We start from the raw sequence: 26,165 nt of genomic DNA on the forward strand, positions 1-26,165 counted from the left end.
CGATGACACCTGAAATCCGGGGCGAAGTAAGGGGTGCGAATCCTTCTACGTCGCGCCCGCGGGCGCCGGAACCCCCGCTCAGTGACCGGCCGGTGGAATTCTGGCCCACCGCTGAGATCCGGGCCGCGCTGGAGAACGACAACCTCAACGTGTGGCAGCGCATCGTGGCTGCGATCAAGCGCGATCCGTTCGGCAGGACGGCACGCCAGGTCGAGGAGGTCCTCGAGACCGCCAGACCGTACGGAGTGTCCCGCGCCATGTCGGAGGTACTGGAGCGCACCCGGGAACATCTTGAGGCCAACGAGTGCGCCGAGGTGGCCAAACATGTGCATCTGCTGCTTGATCGGTCGGGCCTCGGCGAACACGAGTTCGCATCGCGCATCGGCGTGCCCGCTGAAGACTTGGCCGAGTACCTGCAGGGCACCGTCAGTCCCCAGGCCTCGCTGATGATCCGGATGGGCCGGCTGTCGGAGCGGTTCGCCAAGATGCGCAGTCACCGCCCACCGGCGGAATAACGAAACCGGTCACAGGTCTGTCGCCGGTCGCCATCCACAAAGCGGGTTCCCGCTGGCCAAGTTGGTGACCCTGAGGCCACCCACACAATTCTGGAAGGATGTCGGGGTGACGGTAGAAACGAATCGCAAGACAACATCCGGCATCGACCTGAGCTGCATCGACTCCGAGACCCGACCCCAGGATGATTTGTTCGGTCACGTCAACGGCCGATGGCTTGCCGACTATCAGATCCCCGCGGACCGAGCCACCGATGGGGCATTTCGCACACTCCACGACCGCGCCGAGGAGCAGATCCGGGACCTGATCACCGAGGCAGCCGCGGCAGTGCCCTCGGACGGGACCACGGTCGTGGGTATGAGCACCGATGGGCAGCGCATCGGCGACCTCTACGCGAGCTTCATGGACGAGCAAACCGTTCGCCGGCGCGGTCTGGCACCACTGCTCGAAGAACTGGCCGACATCGACGCCGCCGACACCCCCGACGCCTTGGCGGCGGTGCTCGGCGCACTGCAGCGCACCGGAATCGGCGGGGGCACCGCCGTTTACGTCGACACCGACTCGAAGAATTCGAGCCGCTATCTGCTACACCTGAGCCAGTCGGGCATCGGGTTGCCCGACGAGTCGTACTTCCGCGACGAACAGCACGCTGAGATTCTGGCCGCCTATCCCGGACACATCGCCGCGATGTTCGCGCTCGTCTACGGTGCCAGTGGACAAGCCGGCTCCGGACAAGCTCCTGCCGACGAACACGCCCAGAGGGCCACGGCGATTGTCGCGCTGGAGACCAAGATCGCCGCGGCACACTGGGATGTGGTCAGGCGTCGCGACGCCGACCTGACGTACAACCTGCGCACCTTCGCCGAAGTGATCGACGAAGCACCCGGGTTCGACTGGATGCGCTGGTTCACCGGTATGGGCGCCCATCTCGACGATGCCCAGAGCCGGCCTACCGAGTTGGTGGTGCGTCAGCCGGACTTTCTCACCGGGTTCGCCGCACTGTGGGCGAACGAGAGCCTCGAAGACTGGAAGAACTGGGCGCGGTGGCGAGTCATCCACTCCAGGTCCTCACTGCTCACCGAGGATTTGATCGCCGAGAACTTCGCGTTCTACGGGCGCACGCTGTCGGGCACTGAAGAAATCCGCGACCGCTGGAAGCGAGGCGTTTCGGTGGTGGAGAGCTTGATGGGAGACGCGCTGGGGCGACTCTACGTCGAACGCCACTTCCCGCCGCGGGCCAAGGCGCGGATGGACGAACTGGTCGCCAACCTGCGTGAGGCTTACCGGGCCAGCATCAGCACATTGGCCTGGATGACGCCACAGACCCGGGAGAAGGCACTGGTCAAGCTCGACAAGTTCACCCCCAAGATCGGCTACCCGCTCAGGTGGCGAGACTATTCGGCGTTGGTGATCGACCGTGGCGATTTGTACGGCAACTACCGGCGCGGCTACGCCGTCGAACACGAGCGCGAGCTGGCCAAGCTCGGCGGCCCGGTGGATCGCGACGAGTGGTTCATGACGCCGCAAACTGTCAACGCCTACTACAACCCGGGCATGAACGAAATCGTTTTCCCGGCGGCGATATTGCAGTCCCCGTTCTTCGACGCCGACGCCGACGACGCCGCCAACTACGGTGGCATCGGCGCGGTCATCGGACACGAGATCGGGCACGGGTTCGACGACCAAGGCGCCAAGTACGACGGCGACGGCAATCTCGTGGACTGGTGGACAGACCAAGATCGCGCCGAATTCAGTTCGCGTACCAAGGCTTTGATCGAGCAGTACAACGAGTACGTTCCGCGTGAGTTCAGCTCCGGCGCCGATGACCACCATGTGAACGGCGCGTTCACGGTCGGCGAGAACATCGGCGACCTCGGCGGCCTGTCCATCGCCCTGCTGGCATATCAGCTGTCACTGAACGGCGAGCCGGCACCGGTGATCGACGGGCTGACCGGTGAGCAACGCGTCTTCTATGGCTGGGCTCAGGTGTGGCGCACGAAGTCCCGCGATGCCGAAGCCATCCGTCGCCTCGCGGTGGATCCGCACTCCCCGCCTGAGTTCCGCTGCAACGGGGTGATCCGCAACATCGACTCGTTCTACGAGGCGTTCGACGTCTGTGCGGCCGACTCGCTCTATCTCGAACCACAACAGCGCGTGCGCATCTGGAGTTAGCGGCGCAGGCGGGCCAGAAACGGCATGAGCGCCAACAGGTACCCGACCAGCAGAACGAGCGGAGCGGCCAGTGGCAGCCACGGCGTCTGCACCGGCGCCACCACGGCCACAGTGACGAGCGCAGCGAAACCCACGGCCGCGAACGCGGTCGGCGTGCTGGTCCGGCCCCCACCGTGCCGCAACACCAGATATGCCGTGGCGGCGAGCCCGGCGAGCGCCGCATACATCGGCGCGGGATCGACTAGCACGACGATGCTCACCGTCAGGAGCACCGCGACAGTGGCTGCAGCCCGCGACCACACCGCAACCAGAACGGCAAGCAGCGCGGCGGCGGCGACGATCTGTCCTGTCGGGTCGGCACGGTGAGCCGCCGCACCGACCATCAGCACTCCGAAAGCACTGGGCAGCAACAGCTGCCACGACACCAGCTTCGACAGCGCTGACTTCCCCGGCACTCGCGCCTCAGACACTGGCGTCACCGTCGCCTGTCCGTCCTGTGTTCGGGCACCAGTGCCATCGCCTCGTCCAGTGTGGCATCGCCTGTCCAGCCCACGATGTCAACCCCGACCGCGGCCATGTCTCGGTACATGAACGAGCGCTCCAACGTCCACATCCGGTTGACCAGCGGATCGTGCTCGCCTTCCACCGGATTGCCGTCAAGAACGTCCACTGCGACCACGGCATGTCCTCGCTTGCGCAGATCGATCAGCGCCAAGGCGAATTCGGTTTCGAGCATGGTGGAGAACGCGACGATCAGTGCGCTCGGCGGCACCGCGGGCCGGGGTGCCAGGGTGCCCGATGCCCGCTCAAAGCTGTCGGCGGCGCCGAGCACGGTGTCCAGAATCCGGTAGAACTGGCGCTGCCCGGTGTCGGGCCCCAGCCAGCGGATGTTTCTGCTGCCGAGCGCCACCAGACCGGCGCGGTCGCCGTACCGCAACGCGCTCTGCACCACTTGCGCGGCGCCCCGCGCGGTCCGCTCGCTCGCCGCCGTGGCCGGACCGGGCGGTTGCGCATAGGTATCGATCAGCACGACCACGTCGGCCGCTCGGTCGGTCAGCCGTTCGTTGACGTGCAGCGCGCTGCGTCGCGCACTGACCGGCCAATTGACCGTCCGTAGCTGGTCTCCGGGCACATAGGGCCGAATGCTTGCGTATTCCACGCCGGGACCGACGTGGCGAGTGAGGTGGGTACCGATCCGGTCGAGCAGGTCAGTGCGCGGGATCGGTGTCGACTGTGGCGAAGCCACCGGGAATACGGATACCTCGGCGACATCGGCGATGCCGGTGCCTTCAAGGAGCCCACCGCGGCCCAGCACCCGCACCGAGGCCTGGATCGGATACCGGCCCCAGCGGGCCGCCTGCACGTCGAAGGTCTGGCCCGCTGCGGCCTGCGCCGACCCCTCCATCGCGACTCTTGTTGCGGGGCCGTCGCCCGAGACGCGCTCGAGTTCCATTCCCGGCAACACCGAGCAGTCCAACTCGACCACGCCGCCGTCGTCGGCCTCCGCCCAAATGTTGACTCGCACCTGCTCTGTTTCGAAACACCGCGGCATTCCGGGCTGCCCCTGCACCCGGACACTCGGTGCCGGCCGCTGCCAGCCGATGGAGCACAGCACGCCGAGCATCGGTGCCGCAAACGCGATGAGCTCCCACCTGGCAGTCAACAGAGCGCAGGCTATCGCCGCGCCGGTGCAGGTGGCGATTGCTCTGGTCAGCGGTGATGCGCGCCAGCGCAATTCGGCGATCACACTGGAAGGCTCGCCGGGAGAACTCACTTCGCTCACCGCGCCCGGGGCACGGGCAGGCGCCGCAGCAGCTCGTCGACGACGTCAGCCCCCTGCACCCGGCGGACCCACATCTCGGGTCGCAGGCTGATCCGGTGCGCCATCGTCGGAACCGCGAGCGCCTTCACATCCTCGGGGATCACATAGTCGCGGCCGAGCAGCATCGCGCGGGCCCGCGCCAGCTGCACGAGATCGAGTTCGGCACGCGGGCTGGCACCGACGGCGACCTGCGGATGCTTCCTACTCGCGCCGGCGAGCGAAACGACGTACTGCAGCACGTCATCGTGGACGGTCACCTGTTCGACCGACTCCTGCATGGCCAGCAGATCGCTGGCGTCGACCACCTGCTGCACCACCGGGATCTGGGATCCGCGGTCGAGTCGGCGACGCAGCATCGTCGCCTCTTCCTGCTCGGACAAGTACTTCAGTTCCAGCCTGATCGCGAATCGATCGAGTTGCGCCTCGGGCAGTGGATAGGTGCCCTCGTACTCGATCGGGTTGTCGGTCGCCAGCACCAGGAACGGTTCGGGCAGCCGATAGGTCACCCCATCGATGCTCACCTGCTGCTCGGCCATCGCCTCCAGCAGCGCTGCCTGTGTCTTGGGCGGCGTCCGGTTGATCTCGTCGCCCAGCAGCAGGTTGGTGAAGATAGGGCCACGGCGGAATTCGAACCGGCCCCCCTGCATGTCGTAGATCGTCGAACCGAGCAGGTCTGCCGGAAGTAGGTCCGGGGTGAACTGCACGCGGGTGAACTCCAGCCCCAGTGCGGTGGCGAAAGACTTCGCTATCAGAGTCTTTCCGAGCCCCGGCAGATCCTCGATGAGCGCGTGCCCACGAGCGAGCACCGTGATCAGGATCAGGTTGAGCGCCGGACGTTTGCCGACCACCACCCGGCCTATCTCGTCCAACACCGATTCACAGAGTGCGGTGGTCGTTGCCGGCTGAAGGTCCTGCGTCATAGCCGCTCCAAGCGTTGCAGTATGTCGTTGAGCGTTTCTCGGCCGGGCCCGGGCTCCTGACCCCCGGTCCGGGAGATGTTCTCCGGGTCGACCCACTGCCACAAATGTTCGCCGAACAGCATGTGGCCGGTGGCTTGGAACGCTTTCGGGTCCTTGGCCTTCCGCTGGCCGGCGGCGAGCTCGAACTGCTTCGCCAATATCGGGCGCAGGCGGCGGTCCCAGTCCGAACGTGACGCCTCCGACCAACCAATCAAAGTTTCGGTACGCGTCAACCAACGGCGAAGTGCTGCGCCGGCATCGTCGGTCACGGCGTCATCGACCCCATCCTCGGCTACCGCATCATCAGCGGCATCGGCTGCGCGAGAAGTGAGGTGCCACCGCGCGATGAGCAGCACAACCGCAACTGCGGCACCCGTCACCCCGACGACCAGCTGCCGGTCGAGCTGGGTTACGGCCACCAGCTGCACTGCCGCCACCAGACACACTCCTGCGATGATCAGGTTCCTCATGGGGCACCCTGCAAGTCACGCTGCACCAGACGCAGCGCCCGAACCGCGCCCGCGCGGTGGCTCTCGTTCATCACGTGCGGGCTGAACCGCGCCTCTTGGAACAAGTCGACCAGTTCAGCCGCGCTGTGGGCATCCAGAGCCTGGCGCTCAACGGCCCGGGCAAGGACCTCCGAGGGCGTGTCGGAATCCTGGGGCGTGGTGCCCGGCGACTTCTCCAGCTCTCGCTCCATCGCCAGGTAGCAGGCGATGATCGCTTCGCGAGGGTCACGACTCAGGTCGCCGATCTCGACCAGGCCGAGCTCTGCGGCCCTGGCCAGATCTGGTTCGGCGGACGCAGCCCCAGCCGGTGGATCGGCCCAGGGGGCCGGTGGCACCGCGGTGCCTGCGCGTCTGCGCCCGATCCACGTCGCGGCGGCCGACAGAACGAACAGGGTAATCGCGGCGACCACGAGTGCGCCGAACACGCCGCCGTCTTCAGCCGGCGCCGGCGGCGGGGTTTCGGCCCCGCCCCCCTCCAGCGCAGCCCCGGATTCGGGGTCCGTCATCGGCACCTCGTCGAGGAGCAATCCGGATCTCCACCGCATCAGCAGCAGCATCACCAGCAGCCAGCCGATCAAAATGGCCGCGAGAATCGCGAGCAGCCGCCACGGCACGTTGATGCCCGCACCGCGGCGGTTGCGCAGTAGCTCGCCCGGGCTCGGGGCTGCCCGGCGACGCCGCTGCGCCAGTATCGAGGCCGCGATGATGAAGATCGATACGGCGAGCATGGTGACGATGGCGTAGACGCCGCTGGGGCCATCGGGCGCCGGTTCGGGAGAATCGGGAGCGGGTTCGGCTCCGGGCAGATAGCCCCGCAGCGCCACGACAGCCAGCAGTAGCAACACGATCACTGCGACCGTGCGTGCCACCGCCTTGTTGCCACCGGGCATCGGCCCATCCTCAGCATCATGGGCGCAAGCCCATCTTCAACGCAGTGCCTAGGGCCGGGACGGCCGTCGGCCTGTGCTCATCGTGGCACGCTGCTCGCGCCATGCGCCGGGAAAAGCGTTGGTGCCACCCGGTCAGAACATCTGCCAGTCCGACGCACCATCGGGCTGGGTGTACATGCCGGTCGAATTCTTGATCACCACCGGATCGCCGCTGCCGAAGTTGTCGAAGAACCACTGCGCGTCAGCCGGGCTGAGGTTGATGCACCCGTGGCTGACGTTGCTGTTGCCCTGCGCACCCACCGACCACGGCGCGCTGTGCACGAAGATGCCGCCGTTGTCGATGCGTACCGCGTCCTGAACCTTGATCTTGTAGCCCTCGGGGTCTGTGACCGGCACCCCGTACGTCGACGAATCCATCACCAGGTCGGCGAACTTCTCCAGCACGTAATAGGTGCCGTTCTTGGTTTCGTAGCCCTTCTTGCCCATCGAGACCGGGAACGTCTTCTCCAGCACACCGTTGCGGACGATGTACATCTCATGGGTGGCGTTGTCTACCGTCGCGACCAGTTGTTCGGGGACGGTGAAACTCGACTTGGTACCGGCGGCATCGATGTTGACCACGGTGCCGGCCGGCCAGAAGTCCTGGGGCCGCCAACGCACCTGGCTGTCGGTGACCCAGTAGAACCGGCCGGGTACTGGTGGATTCGACGTGATGTGAATCGCGTCCTGGGCCATCTGCCGGTTGGCGATAGGCCGCTGGAAGTTGATGTAGATCGGCTTTGCAGCGCCCGCGATCGACCCGTTGACCGGATTGAACGACGGCGGCACGAACGGCGGCTTTCCGCGGAACGGGTTCGGGTTCTGCCCGCCCGGGGTGCCCGGGGGGATGGGCAGCGGTTGCCCCGGTATCACGCCCAGCGGATCGGCCTCCGGCTGCGCGAGGGGGTCCGCGGGCGGTGGTGGGGGGAAGACGAACGGATCGACCGGCGCCGGGGCCGGCTGCGCGAGCGCTGACGGCGCGCCCACGGTCATCCCGGTGATTACGGTGAGCGCCAGGAAAGCGGCGATCAGCCGACTCTTGTTTCGCCGCAGCATGCGTATACCTCCAGTTCAGCGATTACACCCAGTGTGGCACAGCGCCAGAGTCAGTCCCGCTCCCGAGCATTCTCGCGCTGCCCCTACAAGTGCACTGAGCTGCACTGATATCGGCTGGCTGGACCACAGCGTTACGTGCCCAACAGTTGGGCCGGACTGAGATGAATCACACGTCGCCGGAGACATTCAGCAAAGCACCAGCAAGCTCAGACAACTCCGGCAGGGCTGCGAAGACCCAGGTCTATGGCCCTGGCGCTGGGAACAGCCGCTCCAGTGTTCTCCGATGCCGGATGGTCCCCATTCTGCCGGATCGAATTAATCTGCCGGATCGCGGTTATCCCCAATTCGGTTTTTGTCCACAGGGTGGGCTGTGTTGGCGATCTTTGGACCTCTATCGCACGTTTGTTCGATATTTTGGGTTCATGAGTCAGTTCCTCACCGGCCAGACAGCGCGCCAGCGGGTGGGGACGTTGCTCGATCAGGTCGAGGCCGCCTACCAGGAACTGAGCGACCTGTCGGCTGACGAGGTCGGCACCGCATTCCGAGAGCAGATGGCCGAGCGGCTGGAACACCAGCAACGACTCAACCGGGGGCTGATGTACCGCACCTTCGCTCAGATCGCCGACCCGCCCGACGAAACCGCGATGATGCCCGACACCCTGACCCGGCTGGGCGCCCAGCTACGGATCCCGACTCGCGAGATCAAACGCCGCTTCGCCGTCGCCGCCCGGATCACCCCCCGGCGCCAACTCGTCGGTCCAGCACTGGGCGCACAGTTCAGTGTCCTGGCCCAGGCGGTGGCCTCGGGATTCTTGGGCGAGGATCATCTGCGGGCGATCACCCGGGTGCTCGACATACTGCCCTCAGCGACCTCGGAGCGCGACCGGGTCGAGGTGGAGACCACCCTGGTCCGCGAAGCCGGCAAGCACGACGCGGACTTCGTCACCGCCCTGGGGCGGGCCATCGATGACGTGTTCAACCCCGACGGGCACTACGACGAGAACGACCGAGCCCGCCGCCGCGGCCTGCGACTGTCCCCGCAGGGCATCGACGGGATGTCACGGCTGACCGGCTGGATCGACCCCGAAACCCGGTCATATCTCGAAGCGGTCACCGCCGCGGTCCGGCCAGGCCGCCACCTGCCCGAGGGCACCCTCGAGCAGACCCGCGACGACCGCTCGATGGCCCAGCGCTGTCACGACGGAATCAAGCTGGGATTAAAGACCGCGATCGCGTCCAGACAAATGGGGTCGCACCGTGGCCACCCGGTCACCGTGATCGTGTCCACCACCCTGGCCGAGCTCAACCAGGCCGCCCACGCCGTCAACGACACAAACACCGCGATGCCGCCACCGGCACGAACCGGCGGCGGCAGCGCCCTGCCGATGCGCGATCTGATCCGGATGGCCACCGACGCCATCCACTACCTCGCAGTCTTCGACGAACACACCCAACGCCCGCTCTACCTAGGCCGCCAAACCCGACTCGCCACCACCGACCAACGGATCATCTGCCACGCCCGCGACCGCGGCTGCACACGACCGAACTGCCTGACCCCGGGCTACCACTGCGAAGTCCACCACAGCCCCGACTGGGCCACCCCGCACGGCCGCACCGATGCCGACACCTTGTTCTTCGCCTGCGGACCCGACCACAAACTCCTCACCGACGGCCACCACAGCGCCACGGTCACCAACACCGGACGCCTCGCCTGGACGAATAACCACCCAACCCCAGAAGAACCGCAGATCAACCACGCCCACCACCCCGACGAACTCCTACGCGGCGACCCCGACCCACCCCCGAACCAAAGGACCGGCACCTAGCAACGGACCGGCACCCCCAAACGGACCGGCAACCAGGGTCGAACCGGAACCCAGGATCGGATCGGAACGGACCGGACCGGAATGGACCGGACCGGACCGGCACCTAGGATCGGACGAGTCGGGCGATCGCCGCCGAAGCCTCCGCGAGCTTGACATCCCCCTCTGCACCGCCCGCACTAACCGCGTCAGTGACGCAGTGGCCGAGGTGCTCGTCCAGCAGTCCGAGCGCTACGGACTGAAGCGCGCTGTTCACCGCGCTGATCTGGGTGAGGATATCGATGCAGTACTTGTCGTCATCGATCATCTTGGCAATGCCGCGAACCTGCCCCTCGATGCGACGCAGCCGTTTGGCGTAGTTGTCTTTCTGTGCCGAATAGCCGTGAACGCCCGCGCCGCCCGCACCCGCAACGACCTTCGCTCCGTCCGCGTCTGGATTCTCACTCACGGCCCGCCCTCCTCCAGCATCTTCTGCATCCGCTCGATGTCGGCCTCCTGCTGGGCGGCCATGGTCTCGGCCAAAGCGCGGGCGTCGACATTGGCGCCGTCGGCAATCTCGGCCTTGGCGATCTCGAGCGAACCCTGATGGTGTCTGATCATCGACTCCAGCCACAGCGCGTCGAATTCGGGGCCGCGCAGCGACTCCAATTCGGCAATGGTCGCGTCGTCAACCGTCACCGGCATTGCCGGTATCCGCCCGGCCGCACCTTGCCCACCGTTCGGCGCGTCGCCGAGGTCCGGGTTCTCGTTCCACTGCACCAGCAGGACATTGAGTATCTTGACCTCGGGCTGTTGCACCGCTGAGATCTCGCTTGCCAGCGCGGCCAGCGCGGGGTTCGTCGAGCGTTCCCTGACCAGCTTCACCAGCTCGGTGGACTGGCGGTGGTCGGCAATCATGTTGTTGGCGAAGGAGACGTCAACGCTGTTGTAACCCGCGGGCTCTCCGGTGATCACCGCATGTTCGGGAATCCTGGGATCCACGGGACCGCCTTGGTCTGGAGCCGGCGGGCTGCCGGTGCAGGCCGCCAACCAAGCGGCCGCGCCCACCGTGACGAAGGCGGCAGCCAGGCGTGCAGGGATTGAACTCATGCGCTCAGCGTACTTGTACCCTGCGGGGGTATTGAGCAGAGGTTTGGCCGGGGAATCACCCGGAGGCATACTTGGGCTCATGCCCTCAGGTCCTGACATCAAGCCCCGCAGCCGTGACGTCACCGACGGCCTCGAGAAGGCCGCCGCCCGCGGAATGCTGCGCGCGGTGGGTATGGGTGACGAGGATTTCGCCAAATCGCAAATCGGTGTCGCGTCGTCGTGGAATGAGATCACCCCCTGCAACCTGTCGCTGGACCGTCTCGCCAAGGCAGTCAAGGAGGGCGTGTTCGAAGCCGGCGGCTTCCCGATGGAGTTCGGCACCATATCGGTGTCCGACGGTATCTCGATGGGCCACGAGGGCATGCACTTCTCGCTGGTGTCGCGCGAGGTCATCGCCGACAGCGTCGAAACCGTGATGCAGGCTGAACGCCTCGACGGCTCGGTGCTACTCGCAGGCTGCGACAAATCGCTGCCCGGCATGCTGATGGCCGCCGCGCGGTTGGACCTCGCGAGTGTCTTTCTCTACGCGGGATCGATTCTGCCCGGCCGCGCCAAGCTGGCTGACGGAACCGAGAAGGACGTGACGATCATCGACGCGTTCGAGGCTGTCGGCGCCTGCGCCCGCGGGCTGATGCCCCGCGAGGACGTCGACGCCATCGAGCGGGCTATCTGTCCGGGCGAAGGCGCCTGCGGCGGCATGTACACGGCCAACACGATGGCGTCGGCCGCCGAGGCGCTCGGTATGTCGCTGCCCGGGTCGGCCGCCCCGCCCGCCACCGACCGTCGCCGCGACGGCTATGCGCGCAAGAGCGGTATGGCCGTCATCGAACTGCTGCGGCGCGGCATCACCGCCCGCGACATCATGACCAAGGAAGCGTTCGAGAACGCGATCGCGGTGGTAATGGCGTTCGGCGGCTCCACCAACGCGGTGCTGCACCTGCTGGCCATCGCCTACGAAGCCAATGTCAAGCTGACTCTCGAGGACTTCACGCGCATCGGCGCCAAGGTTCCGCACCTGGCTGATGTGAAGCCCTTCGGCAAGCACGTCATGTTCGATGTCGACCGTATCGGCGGCGTGCCGGTGATCATGAAGGCGCTGCTGGATGCGGGCCTCCTGCACGGCGACGTGCTGACGGTGACCGGCTCGACCATGGCCGAGAACCTCGCGCACATCGCGCCACCAGACCCCGACGGCAAGGTCCTGCGGGCGCTGGACAACCCGCTGCACCCCACCGGTGGCATCTCCATCCTGCACGGCACGCTGGCCCCCGAGGGCGCCGTGGTCAAGTCGGCGGGCTTTGACTCGGACATATTCGAAGGAACCGCAAGGGTTTTCGAGCGAGAGCGAGCTGCTCTCGACGCGTTGGAGGACGGGACGATCACCCAGGGCGACGTCGTCGTGATCCGATACGAAGGGCCCAAGGGTGGCCCGGGAATGCGAGAGATGCTGGCAATCACCGGTGCGATCAAGGGTGCGGACCTCGGCAAGGACGTGTTGCTGATGACCGACGGCCGGTTCTCCGGCGGCACGACGGGGTTGTGCGTCGGACACGTCGCACCGGAGGCGGTCGACGGCGGTCCGATCGCGTTATTGCGCGACGGTGACCGAATCCGACTCGACGTCGGCAAGGGCACATTGGATGTGCTCGTCGACGCCGAAGAGTTCGATTCCCGCAGGTCGGATTTTCAACCGCTACCTCCGCGATACACGACCGGGGTACTGGCCAAGTACACGAAGTTGGTCGGCTCGGCGGCCACGGGCGCGGTCTGCACCTGAGAGTGGGCGGCCGACGTCTACCGGCGGGACTGCACCTCGCGGCCGGACTGCAACAGGCGGGCGGTCAAGCCGCGCCGACGGCGATGCGTTCGATGCGCCGCAGTGCGATCTGAAGCACCGGCAGGTAAGCAGGCGCCCACCGGGGGGCGCTCATCCAGGCGCGACAACCTGCCCCATCAGCTTCCACGCCATGCCCGGTAGCGGGCACGCCGGCGACGCGCCATCCCCAGCTCCGGCCGGGGTTGAACTCGGAGATGACGAAGGGCAGCGAGACGCCGACCGGCGTCCAAACCCGCCCTGTCGCGCCCAATTCGAAGTCCCCGCCATCGAGTTCCGCCCTCGTTACCGACGGGCCCCATTCGGGCCACATCTCGAGTCCGACGAGAATGCGCCACACCACTTCCGACGATGCATCGATCTGCCTATCCACTGTCCACACCACCGGCGAGTACCCAAACAGAGCAATCCGAACCACGCTGGTTTCGGGCACGTCTGGTTTCGGGGCACGGTCCCGCTACTAGACGAGGGACACCTGGTTTCGGGGCACGGTCCCGCTACTAGACGAGGGACACCTATTTGACGAGGGACACCGCGAAGCCGTCCCAGCCTTTGGCGCCAACCGTCTGGATGGCGGCGGTTTCCAGCCTCGGGTGGGCGCCCACCATGACGAGCATGTCGTGTACCGCCTGGGCCTGCTGATCGCCGGGATCTGGATCGAGTACCCGGCCGTTGCGGGCGATGTTGTCGACCACGATGGTTGTGCCCGGTTTGCCCAAGCTGATCGCCCACTCCACATAGGCGATGTTGTTTTCCTTGTCGGCATCGATGAAGACCAGGTCGAACAGGTCGCCGCGCTGCTGCAGCTGCGGCAACGTGTCCAGCGCGGCACCGACGATCACCTCAACCCGAGCATTGACCCCGGCGTACTCGAGGTTGCGCCGCGCCAACTCCGCGTGGGCGGATTCGCACTCCAGCGAGACGACTACCCCGTCCGGTCCGACCGCGCGGGCCAGCGCAATGGTGCTGTAACCCGCCAGTGTGCCGATCTCGAGCACCCTGCGGGCACCGGCGATCCTCACCAGCAACGACAACAGCTTGGCATGCTGTGCGGACACCTCGATCGCAGGCATGCCGGCGGCCAAGCCCGTCTCTCGCGCCGCCTGCAGCGGGCCGTCCTCGGTGTGCAGGACACGGTCGAAAAGTTCATCGAGCGAGACCCAATCGGGCGCAGTCACGGCTCCGACGTTACCGCGCACCCAGCCATCCGCTCCCCGCGCGATCAACGCACACCTTCCTTCGCGTAGACGACCCGCAACACGTATGCGACCTCGGGGCCCATCACCGTCGCCACGAGCTCGCAGAACGTGGCGACGAACGCGTGTCCATGCGGCGGATCGGAATTCGTCAGATGGTGTGCAATCTCATGCAACACGACCAGCTCTCGCAGCGCCCAGACCGTGCGTCCCTCGGGAACCGCGATCGTCGCTTCGTTGTCCACCCGCTCGTAATGCGCTGCGGTCGCGCCACTTCGGGGTCGAACCCGCAGCGGCCCGGCATCTGGCCAGCTCCTACGCACCGGCGGCTGGGACAAGACCTGGCCGACGTAGCGTTGGACCGCTGGCACCGACGCGAAACGCGCCTCCGGCGGCAGCGTCAGTCGAGTACCGAAAAAATCCACCACAGGATCGCCGTGTTCGGCGGCCCGATCGAACAGGGTGCGAACGAATTCCTCTGCGGCATATACTTTCGCACGTTGCGAGTCCCGGGTCACCTCTCCAGCGCGGATCGCGAGCCGGCCAGCTCGGAGTTGCCGCCCAGCTTGGCGCGCCGGCCCGCGCGGTCACCTGCCTGGCGGGCCGCCGACGAGTAGCCCGCAGTCGCGCTCGTCGCACGCCACGTTCCCCGTGCCCGGGAGGCCTGACGATAGTAGTTCTTGAGTTCGAGATCCTTGTTGCGCAACGCAATCGCAGAACCCGGGATTTCGGCAGGCCCCTGAGTGGCGTCGCGCTGTGCCTGTTCGCGTGCCTCCACCAGCCGCTGGCCGACCCTGGCCCCGAACGCAAGCTGGAAGTTGATTCGCGCGGTGATCGTGGGAGTGGGACGGTGCGCACCCGACGAGATGTATTCCTTGGAGGCGCGAACCATCTGCGTGACGAGGCTGGTGTAGAGCGCATGGCCGGCGTCGATGTCCTCGGCGAAGCCGTAGGCGTAGACGAAGGTCGAGTTCGACGCGATGTCGCATTTCACGTCGTTGGCCGATGCGATCACGACGAACAGTTGGACATAGGTGCGCAACCCCCGGGCGCCTGCGTCGCCGATGGTGATGGTGCGTTGCACTGGCGTCTGCGCCCTCGTGCGCTTATCGGTGTGCGACCGTGCCACGGCAAGGTCGATCGACGCCGCGGTGGCCAGCCGCTGCGCGGCCACCATGAAAGCGTCGGCTTCGTGTTGATTGTCGGTGCCCTCGGCCTGGCGCAGCAGCGCCGCGATCCGGGCCAGCATCTTGTCGTCGGTGCTCATGGTTGCGAGGCTAGCCGAGCGGTGTGACGTTTCATCAGCAGCAGCATCCCCATCCCCACAGCGGTTTTCATCCACAGGAGGCGGCGGCCACTCGGCTACGTGCCGACGAAGTCGTCCAATGCGGCGACCAACTGGGGCGAGAGCGGATCCGCACTGGCGTAGTTGGCAATGCTGTCGGTTGGATCGTCGCGCAACACGTGGCTGACGCCGTCGAACTCGACGACCGTCAGCGCAGTGTGCTGCAACGCATCGACCAGCGGCGCGACGGTGTCGCAGCGGGCCTGGCTGTCGGCGTCCGAACAGGTGAGCAGCACCGCGGTATCAGCAGGTATCGCCGCGGCCAGCGCCAGCGGGTCGATATTGTCGGCCTCTACGACCGCCTTCACGTTGGCCGGGTTCACGATCGATCCGAGACCGTCGGGCAGCGTGGTGGGAACCGTGCCCGTGGTGCGAATCTCCTCGACGGCAGCCTGCCAAGATGCAACCGCCTCGGGGGAGCCGCCGGCCCGCACTCGATTGGTGATGACGTCGAGATACCGGCCCGGCAGCGGCTGAAACAGGCCCAGCGAGTGCACTACCGGCACACCGGGATTCTGGTCTCCCGCCAACGCCATGGCGTGGATGGTGCCCTCGCCCAGTGCGTAGACCGAGAGCTGCGACTGGTCGCTGGCCGGGCGTGCTGCCAGGAAGCTCAACGCGGCCCTGGCGCCGGCGGTGTAGGTGGCGCTGACGACGTCCTGGGGATTCTGCGCGAAGGGTCCCAGCCCGGTGCGCCCCGTCCCCACCTTGTCGTAGCGCAGGCTGGCCACCCCCTTGTCCGACAGCAACTCGGCTAGTTGGCGCATGTTGCCGATGGGCCCGGCGACTTGGTTGTCGCCATTGCGGTCGGTGTTGCCGCTCTCCGCGATCAGCAGGGCCGCGGGACCGGGTTGACCCCCGGAGCGGTGCCGGTAGGTGCCGTGCAGGGTGAGCCCGTCTGAGTCGAACGTCACTTCCTCGTCCACCCAGGTGGGCTGCTCCTGGGTATCGGTCGAACAACCCGCGATCAGGGCGGCCGGCGGGACCGCCAGGAGCACGGAAATAGCGAGAACCACAAAGGTATTCAGACATCTAGGGCGTGCCTGCGTTACCCGGAGCGCTTTCACAATTTGGACTCTATCCAGGCGGTGACGTCGTCGAGCACGAGCTCCTGTTCGGGCTCGTTGAACACCTCGTGATAGAGCTCCGGATATACCTTGAGGTGCACATCGCCGGAGCCCACGCACTCGACCAGGCGCCTGCTTCCCTCCACCGGAATCAGGCTGTCCTCTTCCCCGTGCACCACCAGCAGCGGCGCAGTGATGGCACCGGCCCGCTGCGGCATCGTCTCGCCGATCTCGATGAGCGCTCGCCCGATTCCGGCGGGCACTTTGCCGCGGTGCACCAGCGGATCGGCTTCGTATGCGGCCACCACCTCCGGGTCCCGGGAGACAGCGGCGGCGGGTATGTCCTGCACCGGCATTCCGGGCGTGAGTCGTCCCATCAACTTGGCCGCCAGCACTGTCGCCGACGACACTGATTCCTGGGCAGCCACCGCGGGGCCGGACAGCACCATCGCGGTGTAGTCCTCCGGGTGATCGACGCCGTAGGCGAAGACGACGGCGCCGCCCATGCTGTGGCCCAGCACGATGCGGGCGAGGTCAGGGTGATCGGCGGCGGCGATACCTACCAGCGTGCCGAAGTCCTCGGTGTACTCGGAGATGTCGCGCAGATACACCCGCTTGCCACTGGAGCGACCGTGACCACGGTGATCCAGCGCATAGGTGATCAAACCCGCGGCGCCGAACCGCGCCGCGACGTGATCGTAGCGGCGGGCGTGCTCGCCGTAGCCGTGCGCAAGGATCACCACACCACGAGGGGGGGAGTCGGGCGTCCACACGTCGTAGACGATCTGGACGCCGTCGGTGCCGTCGAAAATGCGTTCACTGTGGGTCACGGGCATCCCCGGAGACTATCCGGCGGTATCGACGTCATTCATTTGGTCGCTGTCGTGTCGGCCACCTAGGCTGTCAAAGACTCCCGAGGAGTGATCGCAGTGACCAGCCCCCCGAGGACCAGCGCCCCGAGCAACCTCGATATCCGGCGCGCCGACGATCGCGCGAATACCAAGGTCGCCTGGCTGGACTCCCGGCATTCGTTCTCATTCGGTAGCCACTACGAACCCGACAACACCCATCACGGTCTGCTGCTGGTCAACAACGCCGATGTCGTCAAGCCGGGCACCGGATTTGACACCCATCCGCATCGCGACATGGAGATCGTGACCTGGGTGCTGCGTGGTTCTCTGGTACACCAGGACTCTGCCGGCCACTCCGGCGTCATCTACCCGGGACTGGCTCAGCGAATGTCCGCGGGTCGCGGAATCCTGCACTCGGAGAAAAACGACTCCTGGACGTTGACCGGCGAGCAATCCCACAGTGAACCAGTACATTTCGTGCAGATGTGGGTAGTGCCCGACGAGTCGGGAACCGCGCCGGGGTACCAGCAGGTCGAAATCGAGGACGAGTTGCTGGGAGGCAATCTGGTGACGATCGCCTCCGGTATGCCCCAGCACAGCGAGACAGCCGCGATCCGGATCGGCAATCGCCACGCCGCGCTGCACGGTGCGCGCCTGCAACCAGGCCAGAGCATCGAACTACCCGCGGCGCCCTACCTGCACCTGTTCCTGCCCTGTGGTCAGGTCTCCCTCGAGGGCGCCGGGCCGCTGTTCGAGGGGGACGCGGTGCGGTTCACCGCGGCGGGTGGTCAGCGCGTCACCGCCGACCGATCCGCCGAAGTTCTGGTCTGGGAGATGCATGCAGAACTCACTGCGGCATAGGCGAACCGCTGGGCTTCTGCTGGGTATGGCGCTGCTCGCGGGGTGCGCCGATTCCCCGGCGCCGCAGGCCACGTCGCCGACGTCGACCAACACTCCGTCGGCTCAGCCGCCGGCAACCGACTCCGCCGAGGTGACGGTTCGAGTCGATCCGGAACGCGCCACTGCACCGTTCGATGAGCCGCGCCGGGCCGTGGTGCCGAACGGGTGGACGCTGTCGGTCTGGGCCCGGACGTCCAAGCCGCGGCTGGCAGTCTGGAGCCCCGACGGGGACCTGCTGGTGTCGGTCCCGAGCGCCGGCAGGGTGCTTCGTTTCACTCCCTCCGCTGACGGACCCGCGGAGGAATCGGTACTACTCGACGGCCTTGATCAGCCGCACGGCCTGGCCTTCTCGGGCGCGACCCTCTATGTGGCAGAGAGCGATCAGATCGATGCCTATGACTACGCCGCCGGGTCGGCCACGAATCCGCGGATCGTGGCCGGCGGCCTGCCCGACGCCCGAAGCCCCGAATTGCGCGGCGCCTATTCGCACGCGCTGAAGAGCGTGGCCGTCGGGCCTGACGGCGCGGTGTACTTCTCCATTGGCTCGACGGGCAACATCTCGGCATTCGATCGCACCGCCGACCCGCCCCGAGCGACCATCATGCGGGTGCCGCCGGACGGCGGTCCGGCCGCACCGTTTGCCACCGGCGTCCGCAACGGCACCGGACTTGCGGTGGCGCCCGACGGCGCGCTGTGGACGGCGGTCAATGGGCGGGACAACGTCGCGTTCCCCGGCCCGGGTCCCGACTACGGGCGGGTCATCGCCGACTATGTGGCCGAACATCCGCCCGAACAGCTGGCCCGGTTGACGCCCGGCCGCGAATTAGGTTGGCCGTACTGCAATTCCGACAGCGCCGATTCCGGCCCGGCGGACCTGCCGTTCATCCGGGACGTGCAGACCAACGCCGACGGCACGCTGATGGACTGCGCGTCGCTGCCCAACGTCGAGCAGAGCTTCGGCGCGCACTCGGCTCCGCTCGGGCTCAGCTTCGTCGACGGCGGCTTGCCCGAGCCCTACGCGCACGGAGCACTGGTCGGCGTCCACGGGTCGTGGAACCGGCAGCCGCCGCGCGCACCGGAAGTGTCGTTCTACCCATGGCGCGGCGGCGATCTGGACAACCAGCAGACACTCGTCGGCGGATTCCAGGCGGACGACGGGTCGCGGTGGGGCCGGCCGGTCGCCGCGGTAGCCGGGCCCGACGGGGCGGTCTACATCACCGATGACGCCGCCGACGCCATCTACCGGCTGGCGCCGCCCGGTTAGCCACTCCTGGTCATCAACTGATTGAGGACGGTGGTCAGCTGCTTCTGGGTATCGTCGGCGATCTTCTCGAAAGCCAGCTGCATCAACGGGTTCAACAGCATGGCGACACCGTGCATTTCGAGGTCGGCAACGTAGGTGATCACCGATCCGGTCTCGGCGGCTTCGACGGTAATCGTGTCTGTTGACGTCGCTGACTTGTTCTTTCCGACGAACACCATCTTGCGGTCGGAAAGTTCTTCGAGCTTGTAGGTGAGTTCGGCGGTGAAACCGAAAATCTTCGAAACGTTGTTCCAGCACGCACCCTCGCTGACAGCACCGCTATCGACGCGCTCACAGCTCTGGGTGCCCGGGTCCCACTGCACGGCGTTCCCGAAATCCTTCAGGTAATCGACGACGACTCGCGGCGAGGGCTTGACGGTCAATGTGCGTGTTACGGATGCCATGCGTTTTTTCTACCCGATTTCGGCGAACTCACCCCGGCCATTTTGTGACGAATCCGCGACATCAGCAAACGCCGACGGGGTCGGACTGCGACCGGACCGTGATGCCGCTGTGACGAAAGTTGACAGTGTGTCTACTGGGATTACTGTTATCTTGTCGCGTTCCTCTGCCACCCATCTGCCGTTAGGAGCCGCCGGTGCCGACTCCAGCCGCAAACTTCAGACGCATCACCATGGGCGCCAAGGCCATCGCCGTGGCAATGGTGTGGGCCGCAGTCGGCACTTCGACGGGCGCCCCGGTCGCTTCGGCGGCCGGCGCGCGCGAGTTGCTCGCCGGCGCTATCGCGAACACCAGGGGCTCTTACCTCGTCTACAACTTCGGCAACGGATTCCCGGCCCCGATGCTCAACGCGGCGGGCGACTGGTACGAGAGGAACAACGGTGGTCGGCTGATGATCATCAAGGCCGCCTCGCAGCGCATCACTCCGCGACTGCTCGTCGACTCGCACAGCGGCTACCAGGCTCGCTGTGAACGCGATCCCCGCGCCCGCACCGGCGAGGGCCTCTGGCAGGCATCGGAGATCTACTCGCCGCTGCAAGCGTGGCATGCGCTCGGCCAACCGACGATCGCGATCAACGCCAACTTCTTCGACGTGCGCGGCCAGCAGGGGGGTTCGTGGAAAACGACGGGGTGCAGTTCGCCACTGGGCGCCTATGTCGACAACACCCGCGGGCTGGGGCGCACCAACACCAAGGTCACCGGCACGCCCGTCTATGCCGGCAAGCAGGGCCTGTCCGGTGGGAACGAGAACTGGCAGGTGCTGTCGACGATGATCATGCCGGTAGCCGGAGCGCCTTTCGTGGTGCCGCCCAAGCACCTTGAGGACTACGACGCGGCATCGCCGGTCATCAAAGGTCTGCTCGACAAGGGCACCCGGTTCGTCGCCGTCGCCGGTATCGGCCTCCTGGCCCCCGGAGACACCGGGCAACTCAACGACCCGGGGCCCAGCGCGGCACGCACCGCCATCGCCTATGCCAGGGATCGGGACGAGATGTACGTCTTCCAGGGCGGCAGTTATACCCCCGACCAGATCCAGGACCTGTTCCGCGGTCTGGGTAGCGATACCGCCGTGCTGCTCGACGGCGGCGGGTCGTCGGCGATCGTGTTGCGCCGCGACACCGGCGGCATGTGGGCCGGCGCGGGCGCTCCGCGAGGTTCCTGCGACACCATGGCGGTGCTGTGCGATTCACGTGAGCGCGCCCAGCCTGCCTGGCTGGGCTTCAACTGAAGCGCAGCCGCTGTTCAGATCACCTGAACGAGGTTGCTGATCTTCCAGTGCTGTCCTTCCTTGACCGCCGTTGCAACCCAGCGGCTTCCGATTTCGTCCGTCGACTCTCCGTCCGACGTTGCCGTCGCGATCTTCGTCGCGAGCAGCACATCGGCGCTGCCGTCGTCGTTCCATCGCTGCACCCCGGCTTCCAGCACCGTCCCTACTGTGGGCTCGGCGGCAGCCACCCGAGCCAGAATCTCCTCCCGCTTGGCCTCGAACAGCGTCACGAACTCACCGGTGCCCAGGGCGAGGACTCGGTCGGCGTAAGCATTGGCATCGAGCGGATCGAGGGTCGTGTACGTGGTGATGAAGTCGCGCGCGGAACCCAGGGCCGCGGCGTTGTTGAGCGCCGCCCGACGGTCGACCTCATGCCGGAGCAGCATCAGGGCGCTGGCGGCGATCGCAGCCGACATCACCACCGCGGCTATGACCGCCACCAGCCGAAGCCCCCATCGCGCAGCAGGTTCAGGGGAAACCTGGAAATAGGCCGGGCTGACCGAATCCGCACCGTGATCGCCGTCGCGGCCTACCCGGCGTCGCGGGCTCACCGGGCACCCTGGCCGGCCCGGGGCTTCTTCAGAGCCGTCAGGTCGGCGACCCGCCACTGCCCATCCGGCGACCTGGCGAAGTCCACCCGCACCGTCGCGGTGACGAACTTGAGATCCTCCTGATTCGTGCCACGTCGGCCCTGCATCGCCACCAGCATCGATGCCCTCCCCGGTGTCACCGCGGGATTGGTCAGAACCGCGCTGCTGACCGCCGAATATTCTTCAGTGGTGGCCTCGCCCTGCTGCAGGACGCCTCGCTGCTGGGCGATCAATCGCGGACGGTAACCGTCGGTGGCCAGGGTCTGCGCTCGTGCGAAGTCCCGGGAAATGGTGTTCGCGTCGTAGCTCAGCATCCGCTCGACGATCCGGGGCCCGCGCTCGGCGATCTGCGCACGTGTCTCGTCAAGCACCCGCTCGGGCCGGTAGACCTGCACGTAGCCCAGGACCGCCGCCGCGCCGCACACCACCGCTGCCCCGATGAGGACTCCCGCTACGAGTCGGCGTATGTCGCGCTGCGGCCGTTCCACCCGGTGCACCTCGGTGCCGGCGAGCAGATCGGCGAAGGTGCGGCGGCGTCGGTCCCACAGCGGCCACAGCCAGCCGACGAACAAGGCCGAGGTGTCCAGCAGGTGGGCCGATTCCCGCAGCGTCAACCGTGCGCCGCCGACATCGGCGCCCGAACCGGTCGACTGGCTGCGCCGCACTGCGATCCCGAACAGCGCGCGGCCCAGCGTCCATCCGGTCGCCCTGGGGAGCACCAGCCGGTTCAGGGCCATCGCCAACAGTGTTGTCGCGCCGACAGCGGTGCAGACCCACCGCGGCCAGCCTGTCGGGGGCGCGGCCAGCGCCAGCAGCGCCATCGTCGCAACAACCGCTCCCCCTGGCGCCATGTCCACCGCGAACGCCCCCGCCCGCGTGCGCCAGGACGCCAACGGAACCTCCGGCGTCGCGGAATCGGCAGGAGCTTGCGAAGCCGGGCCGAGAACTGCCGTCACGGGGCAGCCTGATCAATCCCCACCCCGAACCTGACTCTGAGTTCGGTCTTGAGGACCTTGCCGGCGGGGTTTCGCGGGAGCGCATCGACAACTTCCACCGCCTTGGGATGTTTGTACCGTGCGAGTCTGGCGGTCAGAAAATCGTTCAGATCTGCCGCTTCGAGGGATGGCCGCTCGGCGGCTCCCGGCGGACTACGCAGGACGACGACAGCCACCGGAACCTGCCCCCACTTCGGGTGGGCCCGACCGATCACGGCGACCTCGACGATGTCAGGGTGGGCGGACAGCGCGTTCTCCACCTCGGCGCAGTAGACATTCTCTCCCCCGGAGATGATCATGTCCTTTTTCCGGTCGACCACCCAGATGTAACCCTCATCGTCCTGACGCACCAGATCGCCTGAGTGAAACCAGCCCCCGGCGAACGCGTCGGCGGTGGCCTCCGGGTTATTCCAGTAGCCCGCCATCAGCGTCGGCGCCCGGTACACGATCTCCCCGACCTGACCGATGGGAACGTCCTTCATGTCCTCGTCAACGATCCGTGCCGACACCGTCGGGATCACTTTCCCTACCGATCCGAGCTTGCGGATGGCATCTCCGCCCAACAACATGCAGGTGACCGGCGACATCTCGGTCTGGCCGAAAGCAGCGAGGATCTGCGCACCGGGAAAGATCTGCGACATCTCCCGCAGCAGCGTGTCCGATGCCGGCGCGGCACCCCAGGACAGGGTTCGCAGCTTGAGCGTGCGCGGGTTGGCGCGCTGGGCCGCGCAGACCGCCTGCCATTGCGCAGGCACCAGAAAGATTCCGGTCACCTGCTCCGACTCGAGGACATCGAGTAATTCCCCGGGGTCGAAGGCCCCCAGCGGGTATATCACCGTCGGCCGGCCCAACAGCAACCCGATGATGGTGTTGCCGATGCCGGCGATGTGGAACAGCGGTACCCCGATGAAACCGATGTCGTTGTTGATGTCGGCGCCGTTGGTGAACATCTGCGTCATCGCCTGACCGGCCAGGTTGCTATGGGTGAGCACTGCACCCTTCGGCCGGCCCGTCGTACCCGAGGTGTACATGATCAAGGCGGGCGAATCGTCGGGGATGTCGGGAAAGGCCCGGCCGGTCGCTGACCCTTCCCCCTCGGCCAGCACCTTTTCGTAGTCCAGGGCGGCCGGGGAATCGGGGTCGTCGGCCTGGAAACCCGGGCCCGCGACTATCAACGTGGCCAAGGTCGCGTCCAGCCGGCGCACCCCGGATGCCACCTCAGCCAGCACCGACTCGGTGATCATGACGCGCGCCTGACAATCAGAGACCAGGTACGCGATCTCCGGCGGCGTCATCCGGAAGTTGACCGGCACAGCGATGGCGCCCAGCTTGTTGATCGCCAGGAACGACTCGACGAACTCGGCGCGGTTGAGCATCAGCACGAGGACCCGGTCGCCGAAGGCGACGCCCCGCTGGTGCAGCGCGGCCGCCATCGCCGTCACCCGGCGGTCGAGTTCGCGCCAGGTAGTGGTGTGGCCGAGGAATCTCAGCGCGGTTTCGTCGGGCTTCATCAACGCGTGCCTGGCGACCTGGTTGGTCCAATTCCGGCGACGCGCCAGGTAGGGCTGGTCAGTAGTCGGGCCGGGCTGGCCAGATGGAATGGTCAACGTCTCGTGCTCCGTCTACTTTGCCGACAACCCGCTAGGTCGCGCCCAGCTGCTCGGCGCGGGATTTGAGGTTGGCAGCCAGGTAGTCGAGCGTGTCACCGACGGCCTTCTTCACCATCGGCTGGGGGATCGGCAGTTTGGTCTCCACCTCGAGGTCCACGGTCAGCAGGGATGTCGGGCCCACCGCGACCACCGAGAACTTCTGCTCCTGCTTGTCGAAGTGCTCGCCCTGCTGCAGAACCGTGAAGATCTCATTGTCCCCGGGGTAGTAGACCGCGGAGATAAACGTGCCCGGCAGCCCTTGCACCACCACGTCAAGTCGCAGCTGGCTGGGCCGCCCGTCGTCGTAGCGGGCCAACACCCAGCAGCCTTTGATCTCGTCGTTCCATTGCGGATAGTTCTCAAAGTCGGCGACGATCGCCATGATCGAGTCGGCGGCGGCCGCCACCTCGACAGTTTTACTTACCAGCGGCATTGGTTGAGCATATCGACCAGGGCTCAGGTTGCCGCAATGTCGACACCTAGCGGCGATGTCTGCCGCACCGACTCGTCGCGAATCAAGCCACGCAACAGCGCGGTGCTGAACTCTACGGCGATCTCCTGCGCGGTCCGTCGACCATGCGGCCGCAGCCACCGGTAGGAGCCCAGCGTCATGCCGATGTAGCCCAGAGCCAGCACGTGGGAGTCGCAGTCGTAGAACTCCCCACTGGCGATGCCGCGGTCGATCACGTCACGGACGTGCTCGTAGACCTGGGTCTCCTTCTCCCGGATATAGGCGACCTGTTCGTCGGTGAACCACTCGGTGATGTAGGGGCCCTCCTGGAAGTAGACGGCTGCGCGCTCGGTGTTGCTCGCGATGCCGACGAGCAGGCGCCGGGTGAAGTGGTAGATGGTCTCGCGGGCCGACGTGGACGGATCGTCGTGGAGTGCATGCACCGTGAAGTCGGCGGCACCCTGGTAGATGTCGTACAGGATCAGCGACTTGCTGGCGTAATAGTGGTACACCGTCGCCTTGTTCAGACGGACCGCATCTGCGACGTCATCCATCCGAGTGCCGTGGTAGCCACGCGCGGCGAACAGTTTGGTGGCGACCGCCAACAACTCTTCGCGTCGGGACATCCCGTTGGTCGTGACGGTTTCAGGCATGGCGACTCACTATAGGCAGAGCGCGGAGCGCAATCGGAGCGATCCGCGGGTCAACTAACTGGTTGGTTCAGTCTAGGCGGGCCGTTGTTGTGTTGCCGCGGGTCCCGCCGGTCTACACTCCACCCAGAGCCAGCATGCAGACGACAGCTGACCGGGAGGTATAGCGGTGGACCCGAATCCGGACTACGACGCAAGTGACGAGCTGGAGTACGGCATCAACTGGTGGGCGTGGATTCTGCGCGGGGTATACCCACCGCCCGCTTATCCGCCGGTCTGACCGGTCTTCTGCCCGAATCGGCGGTCCACAACCAGCGCACGGGTGCGACGCACCAGGACGTCGATTTCGCTTCTGCCACGCCGCGCGGCCATCGAGAATCTTGCGCGACACTCGGCGCGCCAGTCCCTCACGTCGGCGGGTTCCCGGTCGGGCGGCCACGCGATCGGCGGTTCGGCGACAGCCAGTGCCCGAGACGGCGCCGGGTAACTGTCTTCGCCGTAGCACTCGCCGCATTTTCGACAGCGCACCTCGTAGCGAAGACCGCCGTACTCCCTGCCGGACCGCGTCTCGATGAAGACGTAGTCGGCCACTGCCACGCATCGCGGGCAACGCGCCAGCCCGCTCTCGACCACCATGTTCACACCGAACATCGTGCGACTCTCACGGCATGCCGCATACCCAGACGGGGATGTCGATGCCGGATCGGTGCGGTTCTGAGATCAAGCGGGCCCG

The 26,165-nt window shown here is 66.4% G+C and carries 28 protein-coding genes and 1 pseudogene; 8 read left to right on the forward strand and 21 right to left on the reverse strand.

All coding sequences use genetic code 11. The features are described from left to right. Positions 1-2 precede the first annotated feature (2 nt). Together ACPGXI_RS04550 and ACPGXI_RS04555 are read left to right on the forward strand one after the other, a co-directional pair. Positions 3-515 (forward strand): XRE family transcriptional regulator, encoded by a 513-nt coding sequence (locus ACPGXI_RS04550; protein WP_526650257.1) that lies wholly within the window; start codon positions 3-5, stop codon positions 513-515. A 106-nt stretch (positions 516-621) separates the two neighbouring features. Continuing rightward, positions 622-2,685: a M13 family metallopeptidase gene (locus tag ACPGXI_RS04555; protein WP_526650259.1), complete on the forward strand. Its 2,064-nt coding sequence runs from the start codon at positions 622-624 to the stop codon at positions 2,683-2,685. Here ACPGXI_RS04555 and ACPGXI_RS04560 read toward each other — a convergent pair. The 6 genes from ACPGXI_RS04560 to ACPGXI_RS04585 all read right to left on the reverse strand — a co-directional run bounded on the left by ACPGXI_RS04560 (position 2,682) and on the right by ACPGXI_RS04585 (position 7,960). Then, positions 2,682-3,068, reverse strand: coding sequence for a hypothetical protein (locus ACPGXI_RS04560; protein ID WP_526650411.1), 387 nt, complete (start codon positions 3,066-3,068; stop codon positions 2,682-2,684). The genes ACPGXI_RS04555 and ACPGXI_RS04560 overlap by 4 nt on opposite strands. 92 nt (positions 3,069-3,160) lie before the next feature. After that, positions 3,161-4,459, reverse strand: coding sequence for a DUF58 domain-containing protein (locus ACPGXI_RS04565; RefSeq protein WP_526650260.1), 1,299 nt, complete (start codon positions 4,457-4,459; stop codon positions 3,161-3,163). Between the two features lie 5 nt (positions 4,460-4,464). Then, positions 4,465-5,427: an AAA family ATPase gene (locus ACPGXI_RS04570; protein ID WP_526650262.1), complete on the reverse strand. Its 963-nt coding sequence runs from the start codon at positions 5,425-5,427 to the stop codon at positions 4,465-4,467. Beyond that, complete coding sequence (locus tag ACPGXI_RS04575; RefSeq protein WP_526650264.1) at positions 5,424-5,936, reverse strand: hypothetical protein; 513 nt, start codon at positions 5,934-5,936, stop codon at positions 5,424-5,426. The genes ACPGXI_RS04570 and ACPGXI_RS04575 overlap by 4 nt, the downstream gene beginning before the upstream one ends. Continuing rightward, positions 5,933-6,865, reverse strand: a complete 933-nt coding sequence (locus ACPGXI_RS04580; RefSeq protein ID WP_526650266.1) for a DUF4129 domain-containing protein — start codon at positions 6,863-6,865, stop codon at positions 5,933-5,935. Before ACPGXI_RS04580 ends, ACPGXI_RS04575 begins: the two co-directional genes overlap by 4 nt. A 132-nt stretch (positions 6,866-6,997) precedes the next feature. Then, positions 6,998-7,960 carry a L,D-transpeptidase gene (locus ACPGXI_RS04585; RefSeq protein ID WP_526650268.1) on the reverse strand — a complete coding sequence of 321 codons (963 nt, stop codon included), beginning with the start codon at positions 7,958-7,960 and terminating at the stop codon, positions 6,998-7,000. Positions 7,961-8,382: 422 nt separating this feature from the next. Here ACPGXI_RS04585 and ACPGXI_RS04590 point away from each other — a divergent pair, with 422 nt between their 5' ends. Then, positions 8,383-9,786, forward strand: coding sequence for a DUF222 domain-containing protein (locus tag ACPGXI_RS04590; protein WP_526650270.1), 1,404 nt, complete (start codon positions 8,383-8,385; stop codon positions 9,784-9,786). 103 nt (positions 9,787-9,889) lie between these two features. On the opposite strand, the gene ricR is transcribed toward ACPGXI_RS04590, so the two are convergent. Next, positions 9,890-10,231 carry a copper-sensing transcriptional repressor RicR gene (gene ricR, locus ACPGXI_RS04595; protein ID WP_526650272.1) on the reverse strand — a complete coding sequence of 114 codons (342 nt, stop codon included), beginning with the start codon at positions 10,229-10,231 and terminating at the stop codon, positions 9,890-9,892. Beyond that, positions 10,228-10,872, reverse strand: a complete 645-nt coding sequence (locus ACPGXI_RS04600) for a DUF305 domain-containing protein (RefSeq protein WP_526650274.1) — start codon at positions 10,870-10,872, stop codon at positions 10,228-10,230. Before ACPGXI_RS04600 ends, ricR begins: the two co-directional genes overlap by 4 nt. Positions 10,873-10,951: 79 nt before the next feature. Here ACPGXI_RS04600 and ilvD point away from each other — a divergent pair, with 79 nt between their 5' ends. Then, on the forward strand, positions 10,952-12,649 hold the full coding sequence (gene ilvD, locus ACPGXI_RS04605; protein ID WP_526650276.1) for a dihydroxy-acid dehydratase: 1,698 nt from the start codon (positions 10,952-10,954) through the stop codon (positions 12,647-12,649). Between the two features lie 64 nt (positions 12,650-12,713). On the opposite strand, the gene ACPGXI_RS04610 is transcribed toward ilvD, so the two are convergent. The 6 genes from ACPGXI_RS04610 to ACPGXI_RS04635 all read right to left on the reverse strand — a co-directional run bounded on the left by ACPGXI_RS04610 (position 12,714) and on the right by ACPGXI_RS04635 (position 17,150). Further along, positions 12,714-13,088, reverse strand: a complete 375-nt coding sequence (locus ACPGXI_RS04610; RefSeq protein WP_526650278.1) for an SRPBCC family protein — start codon at positions 13,086-13,088, stop codon at positions 12,714-12,716. 133 nt (positions 13,089-13,221) lie between these two features. Beyond that, positions 13,222-13,884 (reverse strand): O-methyltransferase, encoded by a 663-nt coding sequence (locus tag ACPGXI_RS04615; protein ID WP_526650280.1) that lies wholly within the window; start codon positions 13,882-13,884, stop codon positions 13,222-13,224. Positions 13,885-13,928: 44 nt separating this feature from the next. Continuing rightward, positions 13,929-14,420 (reverse strand): TIGR04338 family metallohydrolase, encoded by a 492-nt coding sequence (locus ACPGXI_RS04620; protein ID WP_526650282.1) that lies wholly within the window; start codon positions 14,418-14,420, stop codon positions 13,929-13,931. Further along, on the reverse strand, positions 14,417-15,169 hold the full coding sequence (locus tag ACPGXI_RS04625) for a DUF2786 domain-containing protein (protein WP_526650284.1): 753 nt from the start codon (positions 15,167-15,169) through the stop codon (positions 14,417-14,419). Before ACPGXI_RS04625 ends, ACPGXI_RS04620 begins: the two co-directional genes overlap by 4 nt. Before the next feature lie 95 nt (positions 15,170-15,264). Then, complete coding sequence (locus ACPGXI_RS04630; RefSeq protein ID WP_526650413.1) at positions 15,265-16,275, reverse strand: alpha/beta hydrolase family protein; 1,011 nt, start codon at positions 16,273-16,275, stop codon at positions 15,265-15,267. A gap of 35 nt (positions 16,276-16,310) precedes the next feature. Beyond that, complete coding sequence (locus tag ACPGXI_RS04635) at positions 16,311-17,150, reverse strand: alpha/beta hydrolase (protein ID WP_526650286.1); 840 nt, start codon at positions 17,148-17,150, stop codon at positions 16,311-16,313. 93 nt (positions 17,151-17,243) lie between these two features. On the opposite strand from ACPGXI_RS04635, the gene ACPGXI_RS04640 reads away from it, so the two are divergent. Both ACPGXI_RS04640 and ACPGXI_RS04645 read left to right on the forward strand, forming a co-directional pair. Next, positions 17,244-18,026: a pirin family protein gene (locus ACPGXI_RS04640; protein ID WP_526650288.1), complete on the forward strand. Its 783-nt coding sequence runs from the start codon at positions 17,244-17,246 to the stop codon at positions 18,024-18,026. Next, positions 18,004-19,329, forward strand: coding sequence for a PQQ-dependent sugar dehydrogenase (locus ACPGXI_RS04645; RefSeq protein ID WP_526650290.1), 1,326 nt, complete (start codon positions 18,004-18,006; stop codon positions 19,327-19,329). The genes ACPGXI_RS04640 and ACPGXI_RS04645 overlap by 23 nt, the downstream gene beginning before the upstream one ends. On the opposite strand, the gene ACPGXI_RS04650 is transcribed toward ACPGXI_RS04645, so the two are convergent. Continuing rightward, a complete protein-coding gene (locus ACPGXI_RS04650; protein WP_526650292.1) occupies positions 19,326-19,772 on the reverse strand; it encodes an SRPBCC family protein in 447 nt (148 codons plus the stop codon). The genes ACPGXI_RS04645 and ACPGXI_RS04650 overlap by 4 nt on opposite strands. A gap of 230 nt (positions 19,773-20,002) precedes the next feature. Between ACPGXI_RS04650 and ACPGXI_RS04655 the strand changes: the two genes are divergently transcribed. Beyond that, positions 20,003-21,058, forward strand: coding sequence for a phosphodiester glycosidase family protein (locus ACPGXI_RS04655; protein WP_526650415.1), 1,056 nt, complete (start codon positions 20,003-20,005; stop codon positions 21,056-21,058). Positions 21,059-21,072: 14 nt separating this feature from the next. Here ACPGXI_RS04655 and ACPGXI_RS04660 read toward each other — a convergent pair whose 3' ends face one another. From ACPGXI_RS04660 to ACPGXI_RS04680, 5 genes are read right to left on the reverse strand one after another with little or no spacing between them, the layout of a single operon-like run. Further along, positions 21,073-21,648 carry an Rv1363c family protein gene (locus ACPGXI_RS04660; protein ID WP_526650294.1) on the reverse strand — a complete coding sequence of 192 codons (576 nt, stop codon included), beginning with the start codon at positions 21,646-21,648 and terminating at the stop codon, positions 21,073-21,075. Next, positions 21,645-22,643 (reverse strand): RDD family protein, encoded by a 999-nt coding sequence (locus ACPGXI_RS04665; RefSeq protein ID WP_526650296.1) that lies wholly within the window; start codon positions 22,641-22,643, stop codon positions 21,645-21,647. The genes ACPGXI_RS04660 and ACPGXI_RS04665 overlap by 4 nt, the downstream gene beginning before the upstream one ends. Then, the gene (gene fadD5 / locus ACPGXI_RS04670; RefSeq protein WP_526650298.1) at positions 22,640-24,289 is read right to left on the reverse strand and encodes a fatty-acid--CoA ligase FadD5; all 1,650 of its coding nucleotides are present in this window, start codon (positions 24,287-24,289) and stop codon (positions 22,640-22,642) included. The genes ACPGXI_RS04665 and fadD5 overlap by 4 nt, the downstream gene beginning before the upstream one ends. A 34-nt stretch (positions 24,290-24,323) precedes the next feature. After that, positions 24,324-24,764, reverse strand: coding sequence for an SRPBCC family protein (locus ACPGXI_RS04675; RefSeq protein WP_526650300.1), 441 nt, complete (start codon positions 24,762-24,764; stop codon positions 24,324-24,326). Between the two features lie 23 nt (positions 24,765-24,787). Then, complete coding sequence (locus ACPGXI_RS04680; RefSeq protein WP_526650302.1) at positions 24,788-25,435, reverse strand: TetR/AcrR family transcriptional regulator; 648 nt, start codon at positions 25,433-25,435, stop codon at positions 24,788-24,790. 160 nt (positions 25,436-25,595) lie between these two features. On the opposite strand from ACPGXI_RS04680, the pseudogene ACPGXI_RS04685 reads away from it, so the two are divergent. Continuing rightward, positions 25,596-25,712, forward strand: a pseudogene (locus ACPGXI_RS04685) (CAP domain-containing protein); the annotation flags it as partial. Here the strand turns inward: ACPGXI_RS04685 and ACPGXI_RS04690 are convergent. Then, positions 25,697-26,083, reverse strand: coding sequence for a hypothetical protein (locus ACPGXI_RS04690; protein WP_526650304.1), 387 nt, complete (start codon positions 26,081-26,083; stop codon positions 25,697-25,699). The pseudogene ACPGXI_RS04685 and the gene ACPGXI_RS04690 overlap by 16 nt on opposite strands. Between the last annotated feature and the right edge of the window lie 82 nt (positions 26,084-26,165).

It is taken from the genome of Mycobacterium sp. (assembly GCF_049608025.1).
Taxonomy (GTDB): Bacteria; Actinomycetota; Actinomycetes; order Mycobacteriales; family Mycobacteriaceae; genus Mycobacterium.